Raw genomic sequence first — 23,625 nt, forward strand, 5'->3', positions numbered from 1 at the left:
TTCACAGGATAAAATATGCCCATTGAGGCACGTTTATATCTTATAATATAAATATAGAAATTTTACTCGACATGAGGATTCAATACGCTATAATTTCTTTCTTTATTTGTTCAAAGTTTTTAACGTCAATTCTTCCTTGAGTAGGAATCATGTTTTGCCATATCCAATTATAATGTTCAATTACTTTTTCTGCTTTTAGGTGTGGTCTGTTTCCAGTGGTATGAGCATCCGCCACTACAGTTATGTTGTAATCTTTTGTTATTCCTGATTGAATGGTTGATTCTACACAAAAATCTGTTGCACAACCAGTAATAAATAATTCATTAACGCCCAAGGCTGTTAGTTCTGATTGAAGTGAAGAATTGTAAAATACATCATTAGCATATTTGTTTATCAAAATATCTGTTGGATGTGTTTTTAGATCATCCAATAACTCCCATTCAGTTGTGTTTGGTATAAATTCATTGGATTTTGTACCGTCGTGTTGAATAAAAATTACAGGAAAATCTAATGCTCTAAATATTTGTGAAAGGCTATTAATTCTATTTACAACACCCCGAGTATCATGCCGGGGTGTTTTTGCTGTAAAAGAGCCTTTTTGCATATCAATTATGAAGAGGGCTTTTTTGTTTTTCATTTAGATATTCTTATCTAACCATTTTCTGGCATTCACAAAGGCTTCAATCCATGGTGATACTTCATCATCTTGCCTTCCTTGTGGATAGTTAGCCCAATTCCACTGAAAGATTGAACGCTCAATATGCGGCATCATAACTAAATGTCGACCTGTTTTATCAGTCATCATAGCAGTGTTATAATTTGATCCATTAGGGTTGGCAGGATATCCTTCATATCCATATTTTGCTACAATGTTATACTGATCTTCGGATAGCGGTAGGTTAAATTTTCCTTCTCCATGAGATATCCATACTCCAAGGGTACTTCCTGCTAAAGAAGATAACATAACAGAATTGTTTTCCTGAATTTTTACAGAAGTAAATCCACTCTCATGCTTATGAGAGTCATTATGAACTAATTTACCATGTTGTTCGTGTTCTGGATTAATTACTTCTAATTCCATAAATAGTTGGCAACCATTACAGATACCTACGGATAAGGTGTTTTCTCTTTTAAAGAAGTTTTTTAGCGCAGTATTTGCTTTTTCGTTATATAAAAAGGCACCAGCCCATCCTTTGGCAGAACCTAGTACATCACTGTTTGAAAAACCTCCAACGGCTCCAATAAACTGTATGTCTTCTAATGTTTCACGACCAGATATTAAATCAGTCATGTGTACATCCTTAACATCAAAACCTGCTAAATACATAGCATTGGCCATCTCTCGCTCAGAGTTACTTCCTTTTTCACGAATTATAGCTGCTTTTGGTCTTACTTTAATAGTATCAATTACAGGTTTTTTTCCTGTAAAATGAGAAGGAAAAGAATATTGTAATGGTTGATTGGCATAATTCTGGAATCGATCTTTTGCCAAATCATTAGCAGTTTGCTTTTGATCTAGCAGAGAAGAGGTTTTATACCATGTATTTCTTAATTCTTCGATATTGAAGTCAAAAGAATCATTTTGATTTTTGATCGTTAATAATGATTGTTCTTTTGCCTTACCGATCTTAAAGAATTCTATATCATTATTGGATAAAATGGTTTCGATATCTGCGTCTGAAGCACTTTGAAATACAATTCCAGAGTTTTCTGAAAACAACAATTTGATAGTGTCTGATTCTCCTATTTGAGTAAGATCAAGTTCTGCTCCGAGATTAGTATCTGCAAAGCAAAGTTCTAGTAATGTTGTAATCAAACCTCCTGAAGCGATATCGTGACCTGCAAGAATTTTATCTTCTCTAATCAAATCCTGAATCACATTAAATGTTTTCTTAAAAGTAGTTGCATCCTTAATATTAGGAGCTTGAGAACCAATTTTATTTAAGACTTGTGCAAATGATGACCCTCCTAGTTGGTGTTTATCATTAGAAAGATTAATGTAATAAATGCTGCCTCCGTTTTTCTGTAAAACTGGCTCAACAACTTTAGTGATATCGTTACAATGGGCTGCAGCCGATATTACAACCGTTCCAGGTGCAATAACTTCTTCATTAGGATATTTTTGTTTCATAGATAATGAATCCTTACCCGTTGGAACATTAATACCAAGATCAATAGAGAAGTCAGAAATAGCTTTTACAGCTTTATATAATCTTGCATCTTCTCCTTCATTTTTACAGGGCCACATCCAATTAGCTGATAGCGAAACAGATGTTAATCCGTCTTTTAGAGGTGCCCAAATAATATTAGTTAGAGATTCGGCAATCGAATTTTTACTTCCCGCTTCTGGGTCGATTAAACCTGAGATAGGAGAGTGACCAATACTGGTTGCAATACCTTCTTTGCCATTATAATCCAAAGCCATTACACCACAATTGTTTAGTGGTAATTGTAAAGGACCCGTACATTGTTGTTTTGCAACTTTTCCTCCTACACAACGATCTACTTTGTTGGTTAGCCAATCTTTACAGGCAACAGCTTCTAATTGTAATACTTGTTTCAGGTAATCCGTGAGTTTTGCGGAATCATAGGTGACCCCATTGTAGTCTCTATCAATTGTCTTATCTGTCATTATTGTTTTAGGAGAACTACCAAACATATCTTCAAGTGCTAAATCCATTGGGGTATCTCCTTTGGTTTTGGATTGAAAAGTAAAACGGTGATCTCCTGTAACATCTCCTACCTGATAGATTGGTGAGCGCTCGCGTTCTGCGATACGTAGTAGAGTGTCAATATCCTTTTGACCAATAACTAATCCCATTCGTTCTTGGGATTCGTTACCTATGAGTTCTTTTGCAGATAGTGTTGGATCTCCTACAGGCAAATTATCGAGGTTAATTTCCCCTCCTGTTTCTTCTACAAGCTCAGAGAGGCAATTAAGGTGTCCTCCTGCACCGTGATCATGTATAGAGACAATGGTGTTTTCTTCACTTTCTACCATCCCTCGTATTGCATTGGCTGCACGCTTTTGCATTTCAGGATTAGAACGTTGTATTGCATTTAATTCGATACCGCTACTAAATTCTCCTGTGTCTGCCGATGATACAGCAGCTCCACCCATACCGATTCTGTAATTTTCTCCTCCAAGGATTACAATTTTATCTCCTTTTTCTGGAGTTGCTTTAATTGCTTGCTCGGCTTTACCATATCCTATCCCACCTGCTTGCATTATTACTTTGTCAAAACCAAGTTTGCGAGCATCTTCTTCATGTTCGAATGTAAGAACAGATCCGGTGATTAGAGGTTGACCAAATTTGTTTCCAAAATCTGATGCTCCATTAGAGGCTTTTATCAAAATATCCATAGGAGTTTGATATAGCCAATCTCGCTCGGTCATCCCTTGTTCCCAAGGACGATTATTTTCTAACCTAGAATATGAAGTCATATATACAGCAGTACCAGCAAGAGGTAAAGAACCTTTTCCTCCGGCAAGTCTGTCTCTGATTTCTCCTCCTGATCCAGTGGCAGCACCATTAAAAGGCTCTACTGTGGTAGGGAAATTATGTGTTTCTGCTTTAAGTGAAATTACGCTGTTAAATTCAGTTTCCTGATAGAAATCAGGCTTATCAGCCGTTTTTGGCGCAAACTGGGTGGCTTTTGGTCCTTTGATAAAAGCGACATTATCTTTATATGCTGAAACAATATCATTTGGATTTGTTTCAGATGTTTTTCTTATTAACTTAAAAAGAGATGTAGGTTGCTCTTCTCCATCGATAACAAATGTACCATTGAATATTTTATGGCGACAATGCTCAGAGTTTACTTGCGAAAACCCAAACACTTCAGAGTCAGTAAGTTTTCTTCCGATTTTTTTGCTAACACCTTCAAGGTATTCAATCTCTTCAGCATTAAGTGCAAGACCTTCGCTAGCATTATAAGCTGCAATATCATCAATTTCTAAGATAGGTTCTGGCTCGATATTAATGGTGTAAATATCTTGATTTAACCCGTTATACTTTTGGGAAAGCATAGGGTCAAAATCAGAATAGTCTTTTGAAACGGCTAAGAATTCTTCTATTCTAATAATTCCCTCTATACCCATATTTTGGGTTATTTCTACTGCATTGGTACTCCAGGGAGTAATCATTGCGGCACGTGGACCAACAAAAAAAGCGTCAATAGACGCCGCAGAAATTTGAGATTGGTTGCCAAATAACCAGATCAATTTTTTTATGTTTTCAGGAGAGATTTCATTGTTTGTTTGAACTGCAAATACTTTCTCGTTTCGGTTTCCGAAGAAGTGGATCATACTTCGATTATTAGTGTTGTTTTATTAAGCCGCAAATTTACTGTTTTATAACTAAAAATTAGCATAAAATTAGGATTGAATACTATAGTTATTCACTGAATTTTAAACAATAATAAACAATATTAAGGATAAGAGGAGGATCCAAAACCAATTTGGTCGTATTGCAAAGACATTTTTTGGTCTTGGAAACTCAATGTTTTTATTGTTTGTTATTACAAAAAAGGAAGACTAATGTTGTATACTTACATCTGCCTGAACAATGGTATTAGAAGCGTCTAAATCTGTTTTATCTTGTAGTATTTTATCTAATTCTAAAAGATCTTCTTTTTCTAGTGCTTTAATAAGAAACTTAACTTTTTTAGACTCGTTTTTCTCAGTTTTGTACTGTATGAGTATAGCTTTTTTATCGATAGAAAAACTTGTGATTTGATCATATTTCATAAGTTTTTTTGAGGCTATAATACCTAATTTGATCTCTAGATATTGAGAGTAGATTTTTACTATTTTTAGGTTTCTATTCAACATTCCCATAGTTGTAAATAGAGTTCCTAGTCCTAATAATGTTCCGTTTCCTATTGAAACTAGAGCAAGTAGACCTAATACTAGAGCTGCGACTCCCATATATAGATATTGATTAGCCATCTTTTTACTTAAATACAATTCTTTTAGTGGTTCCATGTTTACAGTGTTTCTAAAAATTTATCTTCCTTTATTTTATTTAATATTTTTCTAGCTCCCATTGCTCCAATCAGACCGATTGGTACAAAAACAACACTTCCGATCATAAATAAAATACTTCCGGTTTTGGGTTTACCAGATAGAATAATCATCACACCGATACAATTGAGTATCAGACATGGTAGTGCCATCCAGAAGAGAATTAAACCTTCATTGTCACTAGAGTTCATTGTAAATAGTACGATTAATAGCTGAATGATCAACCAGACAATCATTAGAGGGTTAATTAATTTTGTTGTTGTCATTAAAAAGTTGGTGTTTTGAGGATTGTTGTTTTCGGATTCAAAATTCATACATTAATGTAAATTGAAAAACCCTGTTTTCAGTGAAACTAAATACTGGTTGTAGTGAAATTTTTACTTATTTATTTTTGTTGGATAAAAGAAGCAAAGATGAAGACATAAAATTTGAAAGTAATACTATCGTGATAGTAATTTTTACCGGCTTATTGTCAGCTAGAAGAAGTGAGTGGTTAGGTCGAGAATTGCATAAATTCCACATGCCAAAAATAAAAAGATTAGTAATACACTTGTTATTTCGTAAGATTTGTGATCAATTTCTTTTTCATATTTAGAGTGAATACCATATTGGTTATCTTCTGGATCGCTTGCTATTGTTAATAAGTAGAGAAGATAAAATACTCCAAATATAGGGACTAGAGAAATAAGAAACCACCATCCACTTTTACCTATGTCGTGCAATCTGCGAACCAAAACGGCAAGGCTTGGAATGAAAATAAAAAGTGAATAAAGACAAGAAAGTAATCCATTTCCATCTGATATGTATGTGTTAAGACGATGATCGAGTATCATTATTATTATTGTAAATAGAGTATTAAAAAGACTAAATAACCAATATTCTTTTCGTCTAGCTCTACCTGTGAAATTTGCATATTTTCTTAACACTTCTATATACCAATCCATGTACTTTTGTTTTTAATTTTTGTAGGAATATGATATTCCCTATTAGCTTAATATTATTTGAATTATAGAGGAAGGGTTATAAAATTTGACTCGTAGCATTGAGTGTGTTGATATCTCCTAATTTGGTTTTTTCTTGTAGTACTTTGTTTAATTTCAAAAGATCTTCTTTTTCTAAAGCCTTAATACGGATTTTAATAGCTTTAGGTTCGTTACTATCCGTTTTGTAGAGTATTATTATATTTTTGCTTACTATTGAAAAGCTTGTAATCTGTTCGTACTTGATAAGGTTTTTTGGACGTACCACACTTAATTGTACTTGTAAATATTGAGGATAAAGCTTTAGTATTTTTAAGTTTTTGTTTAATAATCCGCCTACCAATGAAAAAATTCCAATTCCGATATACATACCATTATCACGTAATGTGATTGAAATTAACCCGATAATGATAAAAACCCCTCCAGCAATGATAGGTAAACTTGTAGTTTTTTTACTTTGTTTAATTTCTGTTATGGTTTCCATTCTTAAGTGTTTTTGATAAATTATTTTCTTTGATTTTGTTTTAACAAATTCTCAATTTTAATATATTGGAGTTCAGTGATTACTTCTTGTTATCTTATGTTTAGTTATCAAACAACATATGATATGGGGTAAATCAAAAGGCTTATTTACCTTAAAAATAATTTTGCAAGGGCGAAACTAATATTCCCATCTAGTGTTTCTAAATTAATATGGTATGGTAAACTATTTACTTGGTGAATGGACTATAAAATGGGGGTAAAGCTAAAGTGTTTGATTTTCTTGATGGTGACTTTATACGTTTCTTATCAATAAAGGGATCAACTAGTAAAGAAAAAACCACTGTTAAGAACAGTGGTCAATGTTTGATAATTTGGTTTTTTTCTAATCCAGAAAAATATGTGGTACAAATTAAACAACTCGGTTAATCAGCTTTCATTTCTAATAGAGCCATATAAAACCCATCGTATCCAGATTGATGTGAGAGTATTTTTTTATCTTTTATTAATGTAAAATTGCTTCCAATCTCTTTGGAAAGAAAGTTTTTTACCTGATCTTGATTTTCTGACGGTAAAATAGAGCAGGTTGCGTATACTAGTTTTCCTCCTGGTTTAACTATTTTGGAGTAGCTTTCAAGTATTTCTGATTGAGTTTTTTTGATTTTATCTAGAAATTCGGGTTGCAATTTCCATTTGGCATCAGGATTTCTTCGTAGTACACCTAGTCCACTGCATGGAGCATCTATCAATACTCGGTCAGCTTTATGATGTAGCTTTTTTATGTCTTTGGTACTCTCTATGACTCTGGTTTCGATATTATGAGCACCATCTCTACGGGCTCTTCTTTTTAGTTCTTTGAGTTTATTACCATAAATATCCATAGCAATCACTTGTCCTTTATTTTGCATCAAAGCTGCCAGATGGAGGCTTTTTCCCCCTGCACCAGCGCATGTATCCACCACACGTTGTCCTGGTTGCACATCAAGAAAATTAGCGACTAACTGTGAAGAGGCATCTTGTACTTCGAATAACCCTTTTTTAAAGGCTTCTGTACTAAATACATTGGTTCTTTCTATAAGTTTAAGAGCATCTGGATATCCTTTTATAAATTCGGTATCTATGTTCTCATCTTCAAGTAAACTTCTTAATTTATCTCTTGTTACTTTTAGAGTATTGGCTCGAAGAACTACAGGAGCTTGCTCATTTAGAGTACTAATTTCTTTGGTCCATAGTTTTCCTAATTCCTGTTCCCCTAACTCATCCATCCAGTCAGGAATAGATTCTTTAAACTTTCTTATTTTACTTAACTCATCAAAACGTCCTTTGATACGTCGGGTAGGAGTAGGGGCAATCTGTTTCCAGTCTGGTAGTGATATACCTCTTAGTGTAGCCCATACAGCAAATATTCGCCATAAGTTTTCTCTGGAGAAGGGTTCTTTTACTTCTGCGATTTCTGCATACAAACGTTTCCAACGTACAATCTCATATACGGTTTCTGCCACAAAACTTCGATCACGAGAACCCCATCTCTTATCGCGTTTTAATAGTTTTTGTACTACTTTATCAGCATATGCTCCTTCATTGAATATTTCGTGTAGTCCATCTATAACTGCAAAAACAAGATTTCTATGTAAACGCATTGTATTATTTTTTTAAGGTGTGCAAAGGTAGACCTTTGTAACGAAATACTATTATATTTGACTATAATTATTGATAATGAGAATAATCGTTGTACTATTAGTGAGTTTGATTTTTATCTTTTCTAATATTAAAGATAAGATGGTTACACATAATTTTTCTAAGGTCGAAATTGAAACTTTGATTAAAGATTCTATAAGTATAAGAGCTTTGGATATATATAATGATTCTTTGATAGGCTTTGGTTTCAATAAAGGGTATGGATTTATAAACCTTAATACAAGAGCTATTGATCTTACAAAGTTTAATTCTCTAAAGTCTGATAAAGAAAAAAAGAATTGGGTAGCCGAACAACGTGCTGTTTGTTTTACTGATTCATCATTCTATAGTCTAGGAATAGGATCCCCAGCGCGACTAAGAAAGGTTAATCTTAGTAATAGGGAAGAGAGAATCGTATATAAAGAGGAGCACCCTAAAATATTCTATGACGCAATTTCTTTTTGGAATGATTCTGAAGGGATAGCTATTGGAGATCCAACTGATAATTGTTTATCAATCATTATTACAAGAGATGGAGGGGAAACATGGAAAAAGGTTTCTTGTAATAATCTCCCTGAAGCTTTTGCGGGAGAAGCTGCATTTGCTGCTAGTAATGGAAATATTGCAATAGTAGGGGATAAGACCTGGATAATATCGGGGGGGATGAAATCGAGAGTGTATTATTCACCAAACAAAGGAAAAACATGGAACGTATATGACACTCCTATTATACATGGAAAAGAAACTACAGGAGCATATTCAATTGATTTTTATGACGAGAATAAAGGAGTGATTTTTGGAGGAGATTATACTTCGCCAGAAAGTAATGTAGCTAATAAGGCTGTGACCACTGATGGTGGTAAGACATGGCAATTAGTATCAGACGGTAATGGAGCGGGATATAAGAGTTGTGTCAGATATTTTCCTAATGGAGGAGGTAAAGAAATGATTGCCGTTGGATTTACAGGGATTTCAATCTCGAATGATTTTGGAAAGGACTGGAGAGAGATTAGTAAAGAAGGATTCTATACACTAAGGTTCATTAGCGATAGTGTAGCCATAGCAGCCGGAAAAGGACGAGTTGCTAAATTATCTTTTAAATAAAAAATGAGAGTATAATAACCCTCATTTTTTATTTAAAAGATAATTAATGTCTTTTTTTCCTTTCTTTAATTCGATCAAGCATACGTTTATGAAAATCTGCTTCAGCTTTTATTAACCTTAATATTTTTTTATTTGATAATACCTTTTTCAAATCGGTAACCAATTTTTTTCGAGAAATAGATTTTTGTTCTTCAGCTTTTAGATATTCGTCTAAAAAATTTCCGGCACGTTTATCGGTTAAACCATCAGGACCATTATTTTCTTCTCTTAGTGCCTTCATTAATTTCCGTTCACGTTTTCTAAGTGTTTCTATAGTTTCTTCATGAGCATTATAGATTGGCCAAAATTGTTGCGCTTCACTACTTGAAAGGTTTAATTTTTCAGTAATATATGCGACTTTAAATGCTTTTATCCTTTCTCTTGGTCCATTTTGAGCAAAAGTTGCCATGGACATAAAAACAAAGCATATCAGTGTCAGTATTTTTTTCATGTCTTTATTTTATTCTACAAATATAATTTCATCTTCTAAATCTTCTTCAGATAAATAATCTAATAGCGCATCATCGTCAATTAATTCATCTTCATATGTTTCTATATAATTGGTGTCTTCTAATAACATTGCTATTTCGGTATTACTTAACTCAAGATTTCCTTCGCTAATATATGTATGAATATCCGCAACTTCAATATCGTTAAAATTTAATTCAGATTCTTTACTAATGGATATCGAGAGTATAATTGCTATCATTGCAGCAATACCTGAAAGATATAGAATGTTTTTTCTAGTTATTAAAGAAATCAGTACCCCTTTTTCTTTGGATTCATCTTCTTTAATTTTTTGTAGTAGTTCATTCTCGAAGGTCTCAAAATAGTCTATAGGGGGTTTAAAACCAGATTCTATTTTATTAGATAACAGTTCGGTGTTTTTAGAGTCAGAAAGGATTTTTTTTGAAAGTTCACTTTCTAAACTTTCAAAATAATTCTCTGGTACTTTAAAACCTCCGTTGTTTTTATGTAAATTATCTTTTTTCACTATTTATATGACTATTTATAAGTAAAAAGGTTTAATCACTTTTTAAAAAAGCTTCAATTTTTTTGGAAGCTAAGTGATAAGAAGCTTTTAAAGCCCCTTCGCTGGTTTCAAGAATTTCTGACATTTCTCTATATTTAAGTTCTTGAAAATATTTCATATTAAAAACTTGTTGTTGTTTTTGAGGTAATGTGGCAATCGCTTTTTGTAATTTTAATTGTATTTGATCTCCTTCATAATAAATATCCGCTTCAAGGTTTTGTATTAGTTGTTGACTTAACTCTTCATTACTAATTTTAAATTTTTTAGCTTTTTGGTTAAGGAATGTAATTGATTCATTAGTCGCTATGCGATATAACCAGGAATATAATTTACTATCTCCTTTAAATTTTTTTATATTTCTATATACCTTAATAAAGACATTTTGTAACACATCATCTGTATCATCATGATTCTTTACCATATTTCGGATATGCCAATAAAGTCTTTGTTGATATAAAGCAACAAGCTTACCAAAGGCTATATTAATATCCTTTCCCGATTGTAACTTGACGAGTAAATCTTGCTCTTCTTGTGTATTCAAAGATAAATTTATTTTATTGATGAAAATAATGCCCTATATCCATGATGTATGACTAATGTACACAAAAAAGGTTTAATTCGGATGCGAAATTAATTAAATACTTTTTGTAGGAAAATGTAGGAATAAATGTTAAATAATAGGATATTTTGCTTAAATTTTGGATAAAATGCATTTTTTGTTTGGTTAACTCAAAATAAGTAGTATCTTTACAGTGTAATAATGATTGAGTCTTTCATTCCCCCCAAGATGAAAGTTTTTATAAAAGTGAGTTTTAATTTTAGAGTAAGCCCCTAAATTAAGATGATTTGTGTGAAGAGAAAGAGTGCGAAAGCACTCTTTTTTATGTTTAAAGGTTTTTTAAATACATTTAAATAAGTAGGGTAATTCTTACTTAAAACATGTTTATTACAAGTATTTGATAGTTAAAAACAATAAAATACGATAAAAAGCATTATTTTGCTTGTGTAATACAAAATTAGTTGTATCTTTACAGTGTAATAATGATTGAGTACTTTCATTCCCCCCAAGATGAAAGTTTTTATAAAAGTGAGTTTTAATTTTAGAGTAAGCCCCTAAATTAAGATGATTTGTGTGAAGAGAAAGAGTGCAACTGCACTCTTTTTTCTTTTTAATAGTACTTGTCAAAAAAAATCTATATTTGTAGTATAAATCCTACTTAATTATTGATTTGATTTCTATTTGATACTGTAAAAAACAATGAAATACGATAAAAGGCATTTTTTTATTTGTGTATTACAAAATTAGTTGTATCTTTACAGTGTAATAATGATTGAGTACTTTCATTCCCCCCAAGATGAAAGTTTTTATAAAAGTGAGTTTTAATTTTAGAATAAGCCCCTAAATTAAGATGATTTGTGTGAAGAGAAAGAGTGCAATAGCACTCTTTTTTATTATTCAATTTTAAAAAATGTAGGATTAGTACTACGGATTGGAGTCATATTTGTTAAATAAAAGGATTAAATGCTTTAATTTTAGATAAAATTCATATTTTTTTTTGGAGTCTCGAATATTTAACTTATATTTACAATGTAATAATGATTGAGTACTTTCATTTCCCCCAAGATGAAAGATATTATAAAAGTGAGTTTTAATTTTAGAGTAAGCCCCTAAATTAAGATGATTTGTGTGAAGAAAAAAGAGTGCATTTGCACTCTTTTTTTTGTTTGTAATAACTTGTAAATCACATATTTAACTCTCCAGAGATTGCATGTTAACTAATTTTTGGTATGTTCCTTCTCTAGAAATAAGCTCATCGTGCGTTCCTTGTTCAACTATATTTCCTTTTTGCATTACAACGATTAAATCTGAGTTTTGTATTGTAGACAATCTATGGGCAATAACTATACTTGTTCTGTTTTTCATCATGTTCTCTAAAGCAGATTGTACAAGTTGCTCACTTTCAGTATCAAGAGCAGAGGTTGCTTCATCAAGAATCATAATCGGCGGATTTTTTAATACAGCACGTGCTATAGATAAACGTTGCTTTTGTCCACCACTAAGTTTATTTCCGCTATCACCTATATTTGTTTCGATTCCATTGGATAAATCTTTTACAAATTCCCAAGCATTTGCTACTTTCAGGGCTTTTATTATATCTTCATCTGATGCTTCTTGATCGCCTACTAGTAGATTGTTTTTTATAGAATCATTAAACAAAATAGAATCTTGCGTTACCAAACCCATTAATCCTCTTAATGAATGTTTGGTTATATTTCTTATATCAATATCATCTATTTTAATACTTCCTTTATTTATATCATAGAATCTGGTTACCAAATTGGCAATCGTAGATTTACCACTACCTGACTGTCCAACTAATGCTACGGTACTACCTTTAGGAACTTTTAAAGAAAAATTGTTTAGTACATATTCATCTTCATATTTAAAAGATATATTTTCAATAGTAATATCCGAATTAAAACCTTCTTTTTTACCAGCCCCAGGAGCGTCTTCTAAAGGTGAAGTTGTATTGAGTATTTCTAGTACACGTTCGGCTGCTGCATTACCTCTTTTTACTCCGTAACTAGCTTTTGATATAGCCTTGGCAGGGGTCAAAATATTATAGGCAAGTCCCATATAGACAATAAAAAGACCTGGATCCAAAGATTTTTCTACAAGTACCATTTGTCCACCATACCATAACAGAATTGAAATAGTAGTTATCCCAAGAAATTCACTCGTTGGTGATGCAAGATTCTGCCTATTGAGTAGTGAATTAGAGAAGTTATAGAAACGAGAAGTAGATTGTTTAAATTTACTTCCGAACAATTTTTCAGCATTAAATCCTTTTATTACTTTGAGTCCTCCTAAAGTTTCTTCAACAATAGAAAGGAAGAAACCTTGTTCTTTTTGAACTTTGTCAGAATGTTTTTTTAATTTTTTTCCTATTAATGATATTAAAAACCCTGATACGGGTATAAAAATGAAAACAAATATGGTTAGTTTTAAGCTTATCAAAAGCATGGTGGATATTGTAAATAAAATCATTAAAGGTTCTCTTACAATAAGTTCTAAAATGGATAAAAAAGAATGCTGTATTTCTAAAACATCTGTCGAAATCCTTGCAATAGTATCTCCTTTTCTTTTTTCAGAAAAATAGGAGAGAGGCAATTCTACAGTCTTTTGATATAATTCATTACGGATATCTTTTAGAACACCATTCCTTAAAAAGGTAATAAAATACATTGCTAAGTAACCAAAAATATTTTTAAGGAAGAACATGCTGACCACTAGGATAACCATAAAGATTAACACGTCATCATTACCTTGATCAGCTTTTTGAGTAACAAAATAATTAAGATAATTCTCCCCATACTCTTTTGCTTTTAGGATACCTTCCCATTTAGGTTCAATTCTAACCTTTTCTGTTTTTCCAAACAAAACATTGAGCATAGGAAACAAAGATACCATGGCAAAAGTTCCAAAAAGAGCGTAAAAAACATTGGAGATTATATTTAATATAGCATATAGCTTGTAGGGTTTCGCAAAGCGAAGAACTTGTTTAAAATAATTCATTTAAAATATGTTGATCCGTAATCACTACTGTTTAAGTTAGTTCTAAATCTTTTTTTATAGCTTTAATTTTATCGTCTAATATCTGTTGTACAGTATAAAAATCAGTACTTGCAGAAAGGGGTTCTTGTACACTGATGTAGAATTTTATTTTGGGCTCAGTTCCACTTGGTCTGGCAGCTATTTTGCTTCCCGCTTCGGTATAAAATATCAATACATTTGATTTTGGGATATCAATTGTATTTTCGGTGTTGTCCAAAATATTTTTGGTAATACTAGTTTGATAATCCTCAATAAGAACTACTTTTTCATTATTAATATGTTTTGGTGGATTATCTCTTAGGTCTATCATAGTTTGTTTGATCTCTGCTGCACCGTCAATTCCTTTTTTTACTAGTGAGACCAAGTTTTCTTTATAAAACCCATGTTTAGCATATAAGTCTAATAATGTGTTATAGAAAGAACCACCGTTTGACTTTGTAAATGCAACTATTTCACAAGCGAGTAGAGTAGAGGTAACCGCATCTTTATCTCTTACAAAATCACCAACCATAAAACCAAAACTTTCTTCGCCACCACCTACAAATTCGTTTTCAGGAAAATCTTTGATTAATTTGGCAATCCATTTAAATCCTGTTAATACTTCTTTATACTCTATACCATATGCTTGAGCTAAACTTTGCATCATAGGAGTTGAAACAATAGTCGAAGCTATAAACTCATTACCACTAAAGCCTTTTTGTTTTTTGTAATTCTCCAAAAGAAACCAAGTCATAACAATCATTGTTTGGTTTCCATTTAATAACTGTAATTCTCCTTTTTCATTACGAACAGCAATTCCTAGTCGATCACAATCAGGATCTGTACCGATTACGATATCTGCATTAACTTCTCCTGCAAGTTTCATTGCCATTTCAAGCGCTTCAGGTTCCTCTGGATTAGGGGATTTTACTGTTGGAAAATTACCGTCTGGTTTTGCTTGTTCTTTTACAATATGCACATTTTTGTAACCAGCTTTCTCAAGGGTTTCAGGTACTGCAGTAATAGAAGTACCATGCAAAGAAGTAAAAACAATTGTTGTGTTATCTTTCGCTTCTTGCGTAGCGACAAAACTTCCGTTTTTAACACTTTGCTCGATAAAAATATTGTCAATTTCTTGATCTATTTTTTGTATGAAATCAGGGTTGGCATTAAATCTAATATCAGAATATTTTAGCGCATTTATTTCAGAAATAATATCACCATCTTGTGGTGGAACTAATTGCCCTCCATCTTGCCAGTACACTTTATAACCATTATACTCTGGAGGGTTGTGGCTTGCTGTTAATACAATGCCACAATGACAACCTAGTTCTTTTACGGCAAAAGATAACTCTGGAGTTGGTCTTAGGCTAGAGAAAAGATATACTTTTATGCCATTTGCAGAAAAAACATCGGCTACCAATTGAGCTAGTGTATCACTGTTATTTCTACAATCATAGGCGATTACAGCTTTAGGCTGCTCTTTGGGAAATTCCTTAATAAGGTAGTTGCTTAACCCCTGAGTACTTTTTCCTAATGTATATTTATTAATTCTATTAGTCCCGGCACCCATAATACCTCGCATACCACCAGTACCAAATTCTAAATCCTTATAAAAACTTTCCTTTAACTCTTCGGGATTGTTATTTTGTAAATTTTTAATTTCTTTTTGAGTGGTTGTGTCAAAAAAAGGGGTTAGCCATTCTTTAACCCTCGTATCTATAACAGAATCTGTGATTTGCATGTTGGTTATTTTTGTTGCAAAAATACTATATTTTGCATATTGTCTAAGTGTATTGTCTATTATTTATTGGGGTGCTGAGTTTTGTATAAAAACATCGTTATTTTAAAGATGAATTTTTTCGGCTATACTATAGCGTTCTTTGTTTCGCTTGCTAGTTAAGATAATTTCTCCAAGAAATCCTGCCAGAAAAAATTGTGTACCCAGAATCATAGAGGTCAATGCAACATAAAATTCGGGTCGTTGAGCAATTAGTCTTCCTTTGGTTTCTATAAAAAGTTTATCAATCCCTAAGTATAGTGAAAAACTAAACCCGACAATGAATAGCAATGTGCCGATAAGACCAAAAAAGTGCATAGGTCTTTTCCCAAATCGAGACATAAACCATATGGTAATTAGATCCAAAAATCCATTGATAAATCGGCTCATTCCAAATTTGGTCTTACCATATTTCCTAGCTTGGTGGAGTACTACTTTTTCACCAATTTTTCCAAAACCTGCATTCTTTGCAAGCACAGGGATATAACGATGCATTTCGCCATGTACATCAATGTTTTTTACGACAATATTTTTATATGCCTTTAATCCACAATTGAAATCGTGTAGTTTAACTCCAGATGTTTTTCGGGCAGCGGCATTAAACAGTTTAGAAGGTAAGTTTTTGGCAATTACGGAGTCATACCTTTTCTTTTTCCAGCCCGATATCAAGTCAAACCCTTCCTTTATAATCAGGTCGTACAATTCTGGGATTTCTTCTGGATTATCTTGTAAATCGGCATCCATAGTAATAACTACATCACCAGTTGCAGTACCAAACCCAGCATGTAAAGCTTGTGATTTTCCAAAATTTTTTAAAAAACGAATACCTTTTACCTGTTTGTCTTTTTGGGATAATTCTGAAATTGTACTCCATGAATCATCGGTACTACCATCATCAATAAAGATGATTTCATAAGAAAAAGAATTGGATTGCATAACTTTTGCAATCCAATCATATAATTCATTAAGAGACTCCTGCTCATTGAGCAGTGGTATGACTACAGATATATCCATATGTTAATATAAGTCTTGTTTCTTTTGCATAATTAAACCAGCTATAAGAGAAATAATAAAACCAAGGAAAAGGCTACCAATTATCGAGACAGCTATACTAATAAAAGGAGAGCTGAATTTTTCTGCAATAGCCATACTTTGTTCTACTAATTCCTCTGTCATATCAGGGTTTTGTAACATTTTTTCTCTTTGAGCTTCAAGGACTTGTTGTGTGTAGTCCGGCTCTATTACTGTAGTTAAAGTTAAGGACCAGATTACTCCGATAACACCTCCAATAAGAGCAATCCCAATACCTACTTTGATAGCATCCATTAATGCCAGATATCCATTATTAGCAGTTTTGTATGCTTTTATCCCATAGCTAATGATACCTATAAGAATTGAAAATGAAATAACAGAGTATATCCAATGTGGATCTGTGTAAGCATTGGTTACATACATTATAACACCAAGTAAAACCGAAACGATACCTAATAATATTCCGTAGTTTATAATGATCTTTTTTGAAGATGCTTTTTCATTTTCCATAATATAATATTGTTTTTGGTTATTTATAAACCATAAGTACACAAAAGTACTAAATTGTTACATCAAGACGATAAAAAAAGAAATTTTATAGAAAATGAATAAAAAAGAAAATTTATTATTGCGAGTTCAAAGATTATGATTAAATTTGCACCTCGAAAAAAGAAAAGAATAATATAATGAGAAAAGATATTCACCCAGAAAATTATAGATTAGTAGCTTTTAAAGATATGTCTAACGATGAAGTTTTTTTAACTAAATCTACAGCAAATACTAAAGAAACTCTCGAAGTTGATGGTGTAGAGTATCCGTTAGTGAAATTAGAAATTTCTAGAACTTCTCATCCTTTCTATACTGGAAAATCAAAACTTATCGATACTGCAGGACGTATTGACAAGTTCAAAAACAAATATGCCAAATTCAAAAAATAATTCGGTACAACAATCTATTGTAAAGCCTTTCTAAACAGAAAGGCTTTTTTTTTGTTGAAGACTGTTATGTTGGTAATTTATTTTACAAATAAATTCGTCAAACAACGTTATTTTTATCATCAACGTCATTATTTTTGCACCGATTCATTTTAACAATAATTATTAATCTTTTTGATATAGTATATGAATTATATTCTTTTTGATGGTACTTCGCGTAATGCATTATTGCCATTTACATATACAAGACCGGTTGCAGAGATCCGGATTGGAATATTAACAATTAGAGAGAAGTGGGAAAAGTATTTGGGATCTACTATTTCTTCGGTAACCGAAGATTACCTGAGCCACAAATATCCAATGGTCGAATTAGAGGAAAATGTAATGATTAACGCATCTTATTTGCCATCCGACCCTCTTGTTAATGTTATTAAAGACTTGAAGCCAAAGCAAGCTGTTTTTTATAAAGATGAAGCTGTTGCGTTTTATGTTAAAGAAGATCAAGAAGTAGATTTTGAGGAGTATGAAATTATAGAATATGATTCTGAAGTCCTTAGTGTACAAAATACTTGGGATATCTTTTCAAAAAATCATCAGGCGATCGAAAATGATTTTAAACTTCTTACTCATGATAGAGTAAGCCAACCTATACCAGAAAGTAATAATGTGATTGCACCTGAGAATATTTTTATTGAAAAAGGAGCTAAGCTAGAGTTTACAATGCTTAATGCAAGTAAAGGACCAATTTATATAGGGAAAGATGCTGAGATCATGGAAGGTAGTATGATTAGAGGTCCTTTTGTACTTGGTGATAAGGCTGTTGTAAAGATGGGTGCAAAAATCTATGGAGGGACAACTATTGGACCTTACTCCAAGGTTGGAGGAGAAATAAATAACTCTGTTTTGTTTGCAAATTCGAATAAAGGGCATGATGGATATATGGGAAACTCTGTTATAGGAGAGTGGTGTAATCTTGGAGCTGATACTAATACATCTAATCTTAAAAACAACTATGCTCCAGTAAGGTTGTGGAGTTATGAAACTGAGAGCTTTGCTAAAACAGGATTAAGGTTTTGTGGTTTAATGATGGGGGATCATTCTAAATGCGGTATTAATACTATGTTTAATACAGGAACATTGGTTGGGGTGAATGCTAATATTTTTGGGACAGGGTTTCCACGCAATTTTGTACCTAGCTATAGTTGGGGTGGGAATGGAGGTTTTACGACTTACCTAACCAAAAAAGCTTTTGAGGTAGCAAATGTTGTAATGTCTAGAAGAAAAGTTGAATTTACAGAAGAAGATAAAAAGATTCTAGAACATGTTTTTGATGAAACAAAACGATGGAGAAAGAATTACGATTCTTAAATTCCAATTTTGAAAACTGGTTATAAAATGCTTTATGAGGTTTAAAAAGTTTTAATATTTTCGATGGCTATCGCTGTCGGAAAGTTTATTTTTTTTCTTTCCAAACTCGTTTTAGTACTAAGAAATTTTGAGGGTTATTAGTGAGTCCTTTTACGTTTTTTTGAGTAAACCTAACTACCTGATCATAATATAAAGGAACGATAGGGGCGTTAGCGATAATGATAGAGTCCATTTTTGCATAATGCTGTTCTCTTACTTTGGTGTCCATGATAAGGAAGCTCTCTTCGTATAGCTGGTCAAAAGTTTCATTCTTGAAATGAGTGTAGTTAGGACCATTGGGTGTAAAGTTTTTGCTATAATATGGAGAGAGGAAATTTTCGGCATCTGGGTAATCAGCAATCCAGCTTGCGCGAAAAGAGTCGAGTTTTCCGGTCCATTTTTTTTGACGTATTGTAGAAGAGGGCATAACATCAACAATAACATTTAGTCCGGCTTTTTCAAGTTCTCGTTGTATAAATTCACAAATACTCTGATAGTTGGAATCGGTAGCTAGCCGTATTGTTGGTTTGTTGTTACCAGTTTGTTTTTTGAACTGATCTACTAATTGACGCGCTTTTTCTGGGTTATATTCATATCCAGGAATATTGTTAAACCCAGGCATACCTTTTGGTATAAAACCATTAATGGCTGGAGTGCCTATGCCATTTTTTAGATACGTTATCATTTTTTTTCTGTCGAACCCATAATTAATAGCTTTTCTTAATAACTCAGATTGAATCTCTTTTTTATCTGTATCTAAATAAAAACCTAGATACTCAGAATTTAGATACGAACCTTTGCTAATGTTTACGCGATTTTTGTATTTATCTCTTAGTTTTCCGCTAGGGGTTAATAATTCATCTTTATAAGAAGCATCTAGACTGTTTAATAAATCGATTTTTCCTTGAGCAAATTGTAAGAATTCACTTTGTTTATCAGGTAAAAATGTAATAGCAACAGCTTCTAGATATGGGAGTTGCTTTCCTTTTTCGTCTTTTTCAAAATACAACTCATTTCTGCGAAGTACAAGTTTTACGTTTTCTTCCCACATCTTAAATTTGAAAGGACCTGTTCCGATAGGGTTTGATCTAAATTGTTGCCCATAGTGTTCTACGATTTCCTTTGGAACAACAGAGCAATATCGCATGCCTAACAATCCTAAAAACGCGGGAAAAGGTTTTTTTAATTTGATTTTAAATATCGTATCGCTAATGGCTTCGTATTTTTCAACATTTTTTAACACCCAGTTTCCTGGTGATGCCACATTGGGGTTAATAATTCTATCAAAACTATATACAAAATCTTTTGCTGTTACCAATCGGGAACTATCTTTTGTCTTAAATTGTTTATGCTTGTGAAACCTCACATCATTTCTTAAGATAAAAGTGTATTCTAAAGCATTTTCAGAAATTTCCCATTTTTTTGCTATATCTGGTTTGATGTGCAAAGAATCATCCAATTGGATTAAACCATTAAATAATTGATTTGTAGACCATATATTAGCTACATCTCTGGCGAATGCGGGATCCAAGGAGCTAATGTTCTCATATTGATTATAGCGAAATACTAAGTGATCTCTATTTTCTTTAGAATAATCTTTACAAGAAATCAAAGAGAGTAATGTGTAAATCACTGTTAAGTAGCGAGTTGTGTTAAATTTATGAATAAACCTCAATTTTAGTAAATGAATTATTGTTGGTATATTTGCACCCTAAAAATTTATTCTAAAGCGACTCAATATTTTTGAGTTTTGTTACGGGTAAATATAAAGAGATTTCTGCCGTTGCGGAAATGACACTTATGTTTTATGAGAAAAAAAGTTGCTTTTTATACGCTTGGTTGTAAGCTAAATTTTTCGGAAACTTCTACTATCGCAAGAGATTTTACAGATGAAGGCTTCGATCGTGTAGATTTTTCTGAAAATGCAGATATTTATGTGATAAATACATGTTCTGTTACTGAAAATGCAGATAAAAGATTTAAAACTATAGTAAAACAGGCTCAAAAAACAAACCCAGATGCTTTTGTTGCTGCCGTAGGCTGTTATGCTCAGTTAAAACCTGAAGAATTAGCTTCTGTTGATGGGGTTGATTTGGTTTTGGGAGCTACAGAAAAATTTAAGATTACCGATTATATTAATGATCTTTCCAAAAATGAATTTGGAGAAGTGCATTCTTGTGAGATTGAAGAAGCTGATTTTTATGTAGGAAGTTATTCTATAGGGGATCGTACCAGGGCATTTTTAAAAGTGCAGGATGGATGTGATTATAAATGTACCTATTGTACTATTCCTTTGGCTAGAGGGATTTCACGAAGTGATACACTGCAAAATGTATTAAAAAATGCTAAAGAAATTTCTGAAAAAGGGATAAAAGAAATTGTGCTTACAGGTGTTAATATTGGGGATTATGGCAAGGGTGAATTTGGGAATAAAAAACATGAGCATACCTTTTTTGAACTAGTACAAGCGTTAGATGTTGTTGATGGGATAGAGCGATTAAGGATTTCGTCTATCGAACCAAATTTGCTTAAAAATGAAACCATAGATTTTGTTGCTAGATCTAGAACTTTTGTGCCGCATTTTCATATACCCTTACAGTCTGGAAATGATGAGATCTTAAAATTAATGCGCCGTAGGTATTTAAGTAACCTATATGTGGATCGAGTACATAAAATTAAAGAAGTAATGCCTCATGCATGTATTGGGGTTGATGTTATTGTTGGTTTCCCTGGAGAAACAGATGATCATTTTTTGGATACATATAATTTTTTGTCTCAATTAGATATATCATATTTACATGTGTTTACGTATTCTGAAAGAGATAATACTGTTGCAACTAGTTTAGACGGTACTGTTTCTCATGATGTAAGAAAGAAAAGGAGTAAAATGCTTCGAGGGTTATCGGTCAAAAAGAGAAGAGCGTTCTATGAAAGTCAATTAGGAACTGAGAGGATAGTGTTGTTTGAATCAGAAAATAAAGAAGGGTATATCAACGGATTTACAGAAAATTATGTGAAGGTAAAAATGCCATGGAATCCTTCATATGTCAATACCTTGCACAAAGTAAAACTAACTAATATAGATGACGATGGTTCAGTTCGGTTTGATTTTATAGGAGAGGAAGTAAAAGTATAAGTATAAGGTCTATGTGATGTTCTAATAAAAAAAATCTGCAAGTGCAGATTTTTTTTTATTAGAAGTAGACTATATGTTTATTCCTACTGGAAGTAAATCTTTATATTTCCGTCTATTTTTTCGCATAAACTTTGCGATAATAGGACTAGTAGGAACTAATCTGATATTGCGCTCTTCAATTAAATTAAAAACTGCAATAATAAAATCTTGTTCGTACCCTTTTTCAAGATGCTCTTCACTCATGATAAGTTTAGTTAGGAAAATTTTTCTTTCCTGTAGCGCGTATTCAATCTTCGCTTTTTGATCGTAAATTGTAGTTTCGAATTGTCTTAGAAATTCATTGTCTATAATTTCTAATTCAATAGCACTCATGTTCTCCATATTTTTTAAAATTATGAGGTATTTAATCAAATATATAAGGGGTTAGCCTTACTAATCATAACTGTTGTGTGGCGGTAAAACATTCAAAATAAGACCTAAAAAAAGTTGCCAATAGTTTTAAATTTTTTACCTTACCTAACAAAGATTTGTTAGTTCTAAAATTCCCTTTTGCAAAAAAATAAACTCTATGTTTCCTTTTATCTATGAAAGGAAAATAATAGCTTTGAATTGCAAAGATAAGGAAATTAGAGCTTTAAATTTTAAACCCACTGTTAAAATACCTATGTCGCAGGAAGTTAGCTATGTTTATTTTGTACCAGGAATGGCTGCAGATGTTTCTATTTTCGAATTTATAAGGCTTTCTAAAGATAAGTTTGTAAGTCAAACCTTACCTTGGAAAATCCCTGAAAAGAACGAATCTATCGAAGATTATGCCAAACGAATGTGTGAAGAAATTAAACACGAAAATTGCATTTTGGTAGGTGTTTCTTTTGGAGGAATAATGGTACAGGAAATGAGTAAATTCTTGAAGGTAAAAAGACTTATTATCATATCAAGTGTTAAAAATAAGTATGAATTGCCAAAACGGATAAAATTTGCTCGAAAAACAAAAGCATATAAGTTACTGCCCACCTCGATAGTATCGAGAATTGAAAACTGGGAAAAACTTGCTTTTGGCGAGTTTGCAAAGAAACGTGCAGCAATGTATCAAAAGTACTTATCCGTAAATGATAAACGGTATTTGGACTGGGCCATTGAAGAAATGGTTTGTTGGGATCAAGAAAAAACACTAGAGGGGATTATACATATTCATGGAAATAAAGATATTGTTTTTCCTATTGAAAATATTAAAAACTGCATTGTAGTGGATCAAGGAACACATGTTATGGTTATAAATAGAGCTAGATGGTTTAACAAGAATTTACCCGAAATAATTAATGATAACTAGCGTTAGTCTAGTTTTTTTGCATTATATTGTACAATAAAATTTTATTCCCCAATAAAATCAAAATCTACTTA

General features: G+C 32.3%; 21 protein-coding genes. 5 read left to right on the forward strand and 16 right to left on the reverse strand.

The annotated features are described in order from the left end of the window. Positions 1 to 79: 79 nt before the first annotated feature. From C1X07_RS13090 to C1X07_RS13120, 7 genes are all read right to left on the reverse strand, one after another. Positions 80 to 637, reverse strand: a complete 558-nt coding sequence (locus C1X07_RS13090; RefSeq protein WP_103070478.1) for an isochorismatase family protein — start codon at positions 635 to 637, stop codon at positions 80 to 82. Further along, positions 638 to 4,309, reverse strand: coding sequence for a phosphoribosylformylglycinamidine synthase (purL, locus tag C1X07_RS13095; protein ID WP_103070479.1), 3,672 nt, complete (start codon positions 4,307 to 4,309; stop codon positions 638 to 640). It abuts the gene before it with no gap. Positions 4,310 to 4,537: 228 nt separating this feature from the next. Then, positions 4,538 to 4,987, reverse strand: coding sequence for a hypothetical protein (locus C1X07_RS13100; RefSeq protein WP_103070480.1), 450 nt, complete (start codon positions 4,985 to 4,987; stop codon positions 4,538 to 4,540). 2 nt (positions 4,988 to 4,989) lie between these two features. After that, positions 4,990 to 5,340: a hypothetical protein gene (locus C1X07_RS13105; RefSeq protein WP_103070481.1), complete on the reverse strand. Its 351-nt coding sequence runs from the start codon at positions 5,338 to 5,340 to the stop codon at positions 4,990 to 4,992. A 162-nt stretch (positions 5,341 to 5,502) separates the two neighbouring features. Then, positions 5,503 to 5,970: a DUF805 domain-containing protein gene (locus C1X07_RS13110; RefSeq protein WP_103070482.1), complete on the reverse strand. Its 468-nt coding sequence runs from the start codon at positions 5,968 to 5,970 to the stop codon at positions 5,503 to 5,505. Positions 5,971 to 6,046: 76 nt separating this feature from the next. Further along, positions 6,047 to 6,490, reverse strand: a complete 444-nt coding sequence (locus C1X07_RS13115) for a hypothetical protein (protein WP_103070483.1) — start codon at positions 6,488 to 6,490, stop codon at positions 6,047 to 6,049. Positions 6,491 to 6,911: 421 nt separating this feature from the next. Next, positions 6,912 to 8,126, reverse strand: a complete 1,215-nt coding sequence (locus tag C1X07_RS13120; RefSeq protein WP_103070484.1) for an RsmB/NOP family class I SAM-dependent RNA methyltransferase — start codon at positions 8,124 to 8,126, stop codon at positions 6,912 to 6,914. Positions 8,127 to 8,202: 76 nt separating this feature from the next. Here C1X07_RS13120 and C1X07_RS13125 point away from each other — a divergent pair, with 76 nt between their 5' ends. Further along, positions 8,203 to 9,267 carry a WD40/YVTN/BNR-like repeat-containing protein gene (locus tag C1X07_RS13125; RefSeq protein ID WP_103070485.1) on the forward strand — a complete coding sequence of 355 codons (1,065 nt, stop codon included), beginning with the start codon at positions 8,203 to 8,205 and terminating at the stop codon, positions 9,265 to 9,267. A gap of 43 nt (positions 9,268 to 9,310) precedes the next feature. On the opposite strand, the gene C1X07_RS13130 is transcribed toward C1X07_RS13125, so the two are convergent. The 7 genes from C1X07_RS13130 to C1X07_RS13160 all read right to left on the reverse strand — a co-directional run bounded on the left by C1X07_RS13130 (position 9,311) and on the right by C1X07_RS13160 (position 17,256). Then, positions 9,311 to 9,757, reverse strand: a complete 447-nt coding sequence (locus tag C1X07_RS13130; RefSeq protein WP_128755277.1) for a hypothetical protein — start codon at positions 9,755 to 9,757, stop codon at positions 9,311 to 9,313. 9 nt (positions 9,758 to 9,766) lie between these two features. Continuing rightward, complete coding sequence (locus tag C1X07_RS13135; RefSeq protein WP_103070487.1) at positions 9,767 to 10,300, reverse strand: hypothetical protein; 534 nt, start codon at positions 10,298 to 10,300, stop codon at positions 9,767 to 9,769. A 31-nt stretch (positions 10,301 to 10,331) separates the two neighbouring features. Beyond that, positions 10,332 to 10,880 carry an RNA polymerase sigma factor gene (locus C1X07_RS13140; RefSeq protein ID WP_103070488.1) on the reverse strand — a complete coding sequence of 183 codons (549 nt, stop codon included), beginning with the start codon at positions 10,878 to 10,880 and terminating at the stop codon, positions 10,332 to 10,334. Between the two features lie 1,209 nt (positions 10,881 to 12,089). Next, positions 12,090 to 13,916 (reverse strand): ABC transporter ATP-binding protein, encoded by a 1,827-nt coding sequence (locus C1X07_RS13145; RefSeq protein WP_103070489.1) that lies wholly within the window; start codon positions 13,914 to 13,916, stop codon positions 12,090 to 12,092. A 31-nt stretch (positions 13,917 to 13,947) separates the two neighbouring features. Further along, positions 13,948 to 15,678, reverse strand: coding sequence for a phospho-sugar mutase (locus tag C1X07_RS13150; RefSeq protein WP_103070490.1), 1,731 nt, complete (start codon positions 15,676 to 15,678; stop codon positions 13,948 to 13,950). Positions 15,679 to 15,780: 102 nt separating this feature from the next. Beyond that, positions 15,781 to 16,728, reverse strand: coding sequence for a glycosyltransferase family 2 protein (locus C1X07_RS13155; protein WP_103070491.1), 948 nt, complete (start codon positions 16,726 to 16,728; stop codon positions 15,781 to 15,783). Between the two features lie 3 nt (positions 16,729 to 16,731). Beyond that, on the reverse strand, positions 16,732 to 17,256 hold the full coding sequence (locus C1X07_RS13160) for a DUF4199 domain-containing protein (RefSeq protein ID WP_103070492.1): 525 nt from the start codon (positions 17,254 to 17,256) through the stop codon (positions 16,732 to 16,734). A 176-nt stretch (positions 17,257 to 17,432) separates the two neighbouring features. On the opposite strand from C1X07_RS13160, the gene C1X07_RS13165 reads away from it, so the two are divergent. Then, positions 17,433 to 17,684 (forward strand): type B 50S ribosomal protein L31, encoded by a 252-nt coding sequence (locus tag C1X07_RS13165; protein WP_025741669.1) that lies wholly within the window; start codon positions 17,433 to 17,435, stop codon positions 17,682 to 17,684. 183 nt (positions 17,685 to 17,867) lie between these two features. Further along, entirely contained in the window at positions 17,868 to 19,049 is a 1,182-nt protein-coding gene (locus C1X07_RS13170; RefSeq protein ID WP_103070493.1) for a GlmU family protein, read from the forward strand. 85 nt (positions 19,050 to 19,134) lie between these two features. On the opposite strand, the gene C1X07_RS13175 is transcribed toward C1X07_RS13170, so the two are convergent. Next, positions 19,135 to 20,721, reverse strand: coding sequence for an ABC transporter substrate-binding protein (locus tag C1X07_RS13175; RefSeq protein WP_317046084.1), 1,587 nt, complete (start codon positions 20,719 to 20,721; stop codon positions 19,135 to 19,137). A 174-nt stretch (positions 20,722 to 20,895) separates the two neighbouring features. Between C1X07_RS13175 and mtaB the strand changes: the two genes are divergently transcribed. Then, a complete protein-coding gene (gene mtaB / locus C1X07_RS13180) occupies positions 20,896 to 22,224 on the forward strand; it encodes a tRNA (N(6)-L-threonylcarbamoyladenosine(37)-C(2))-methylthiotransferase MtaB (protein WP_103070494.1) in 1,329 nt (442 codons plus the stop codon). A gap of 69 nt (positions 22,225 to 22,293) precedes the next feature. Here mtaB and C1X07_RS13185 read toward each other — a convergent pair whose 3' ends face one another. Then, positions 22,294 to 22,605: an N-acetyltransferase gene (locus tag C1X07_RS13185; RefSeq protein WP_103070495.1), complete on the reverse strand. Its 312-nt coding sequence runs from the start codon at positions 22,603 to 22,605 to the stop codon at positions 22,294 to 22,296. Between the two features lie 187 nt (positions 22,606 to 22,792). Here C1X07_RS13185 and C1X07_RS13190 point away from each other — a divergent pair, with 187 nt between their 5' ends. Beyond that, positions 22,793 to 23,554 (forward strand): alpha/beta fold hydrolase, encoded by a 762-nt coding sequence (locus tag C1X07_RS13190; protein ID WP_317046085.1) that lies wholly within the window; start codon positions 22,793 to 22,795, stop codon positions 23,552 to 23,554. The last annotated feature ends 71 nt before the right edge of the window (positions 23,555 to 23,625 follow it).

It is taken from the genome of Aquimarina sediminis, assembly GCF_002895435.1.
Lineage (GTDB): Bacteria > Bacteroidota > Bacteroidia > Flavobacteriales > Flavobacteriaceae > Aquimarina > Aquimarina sediminis.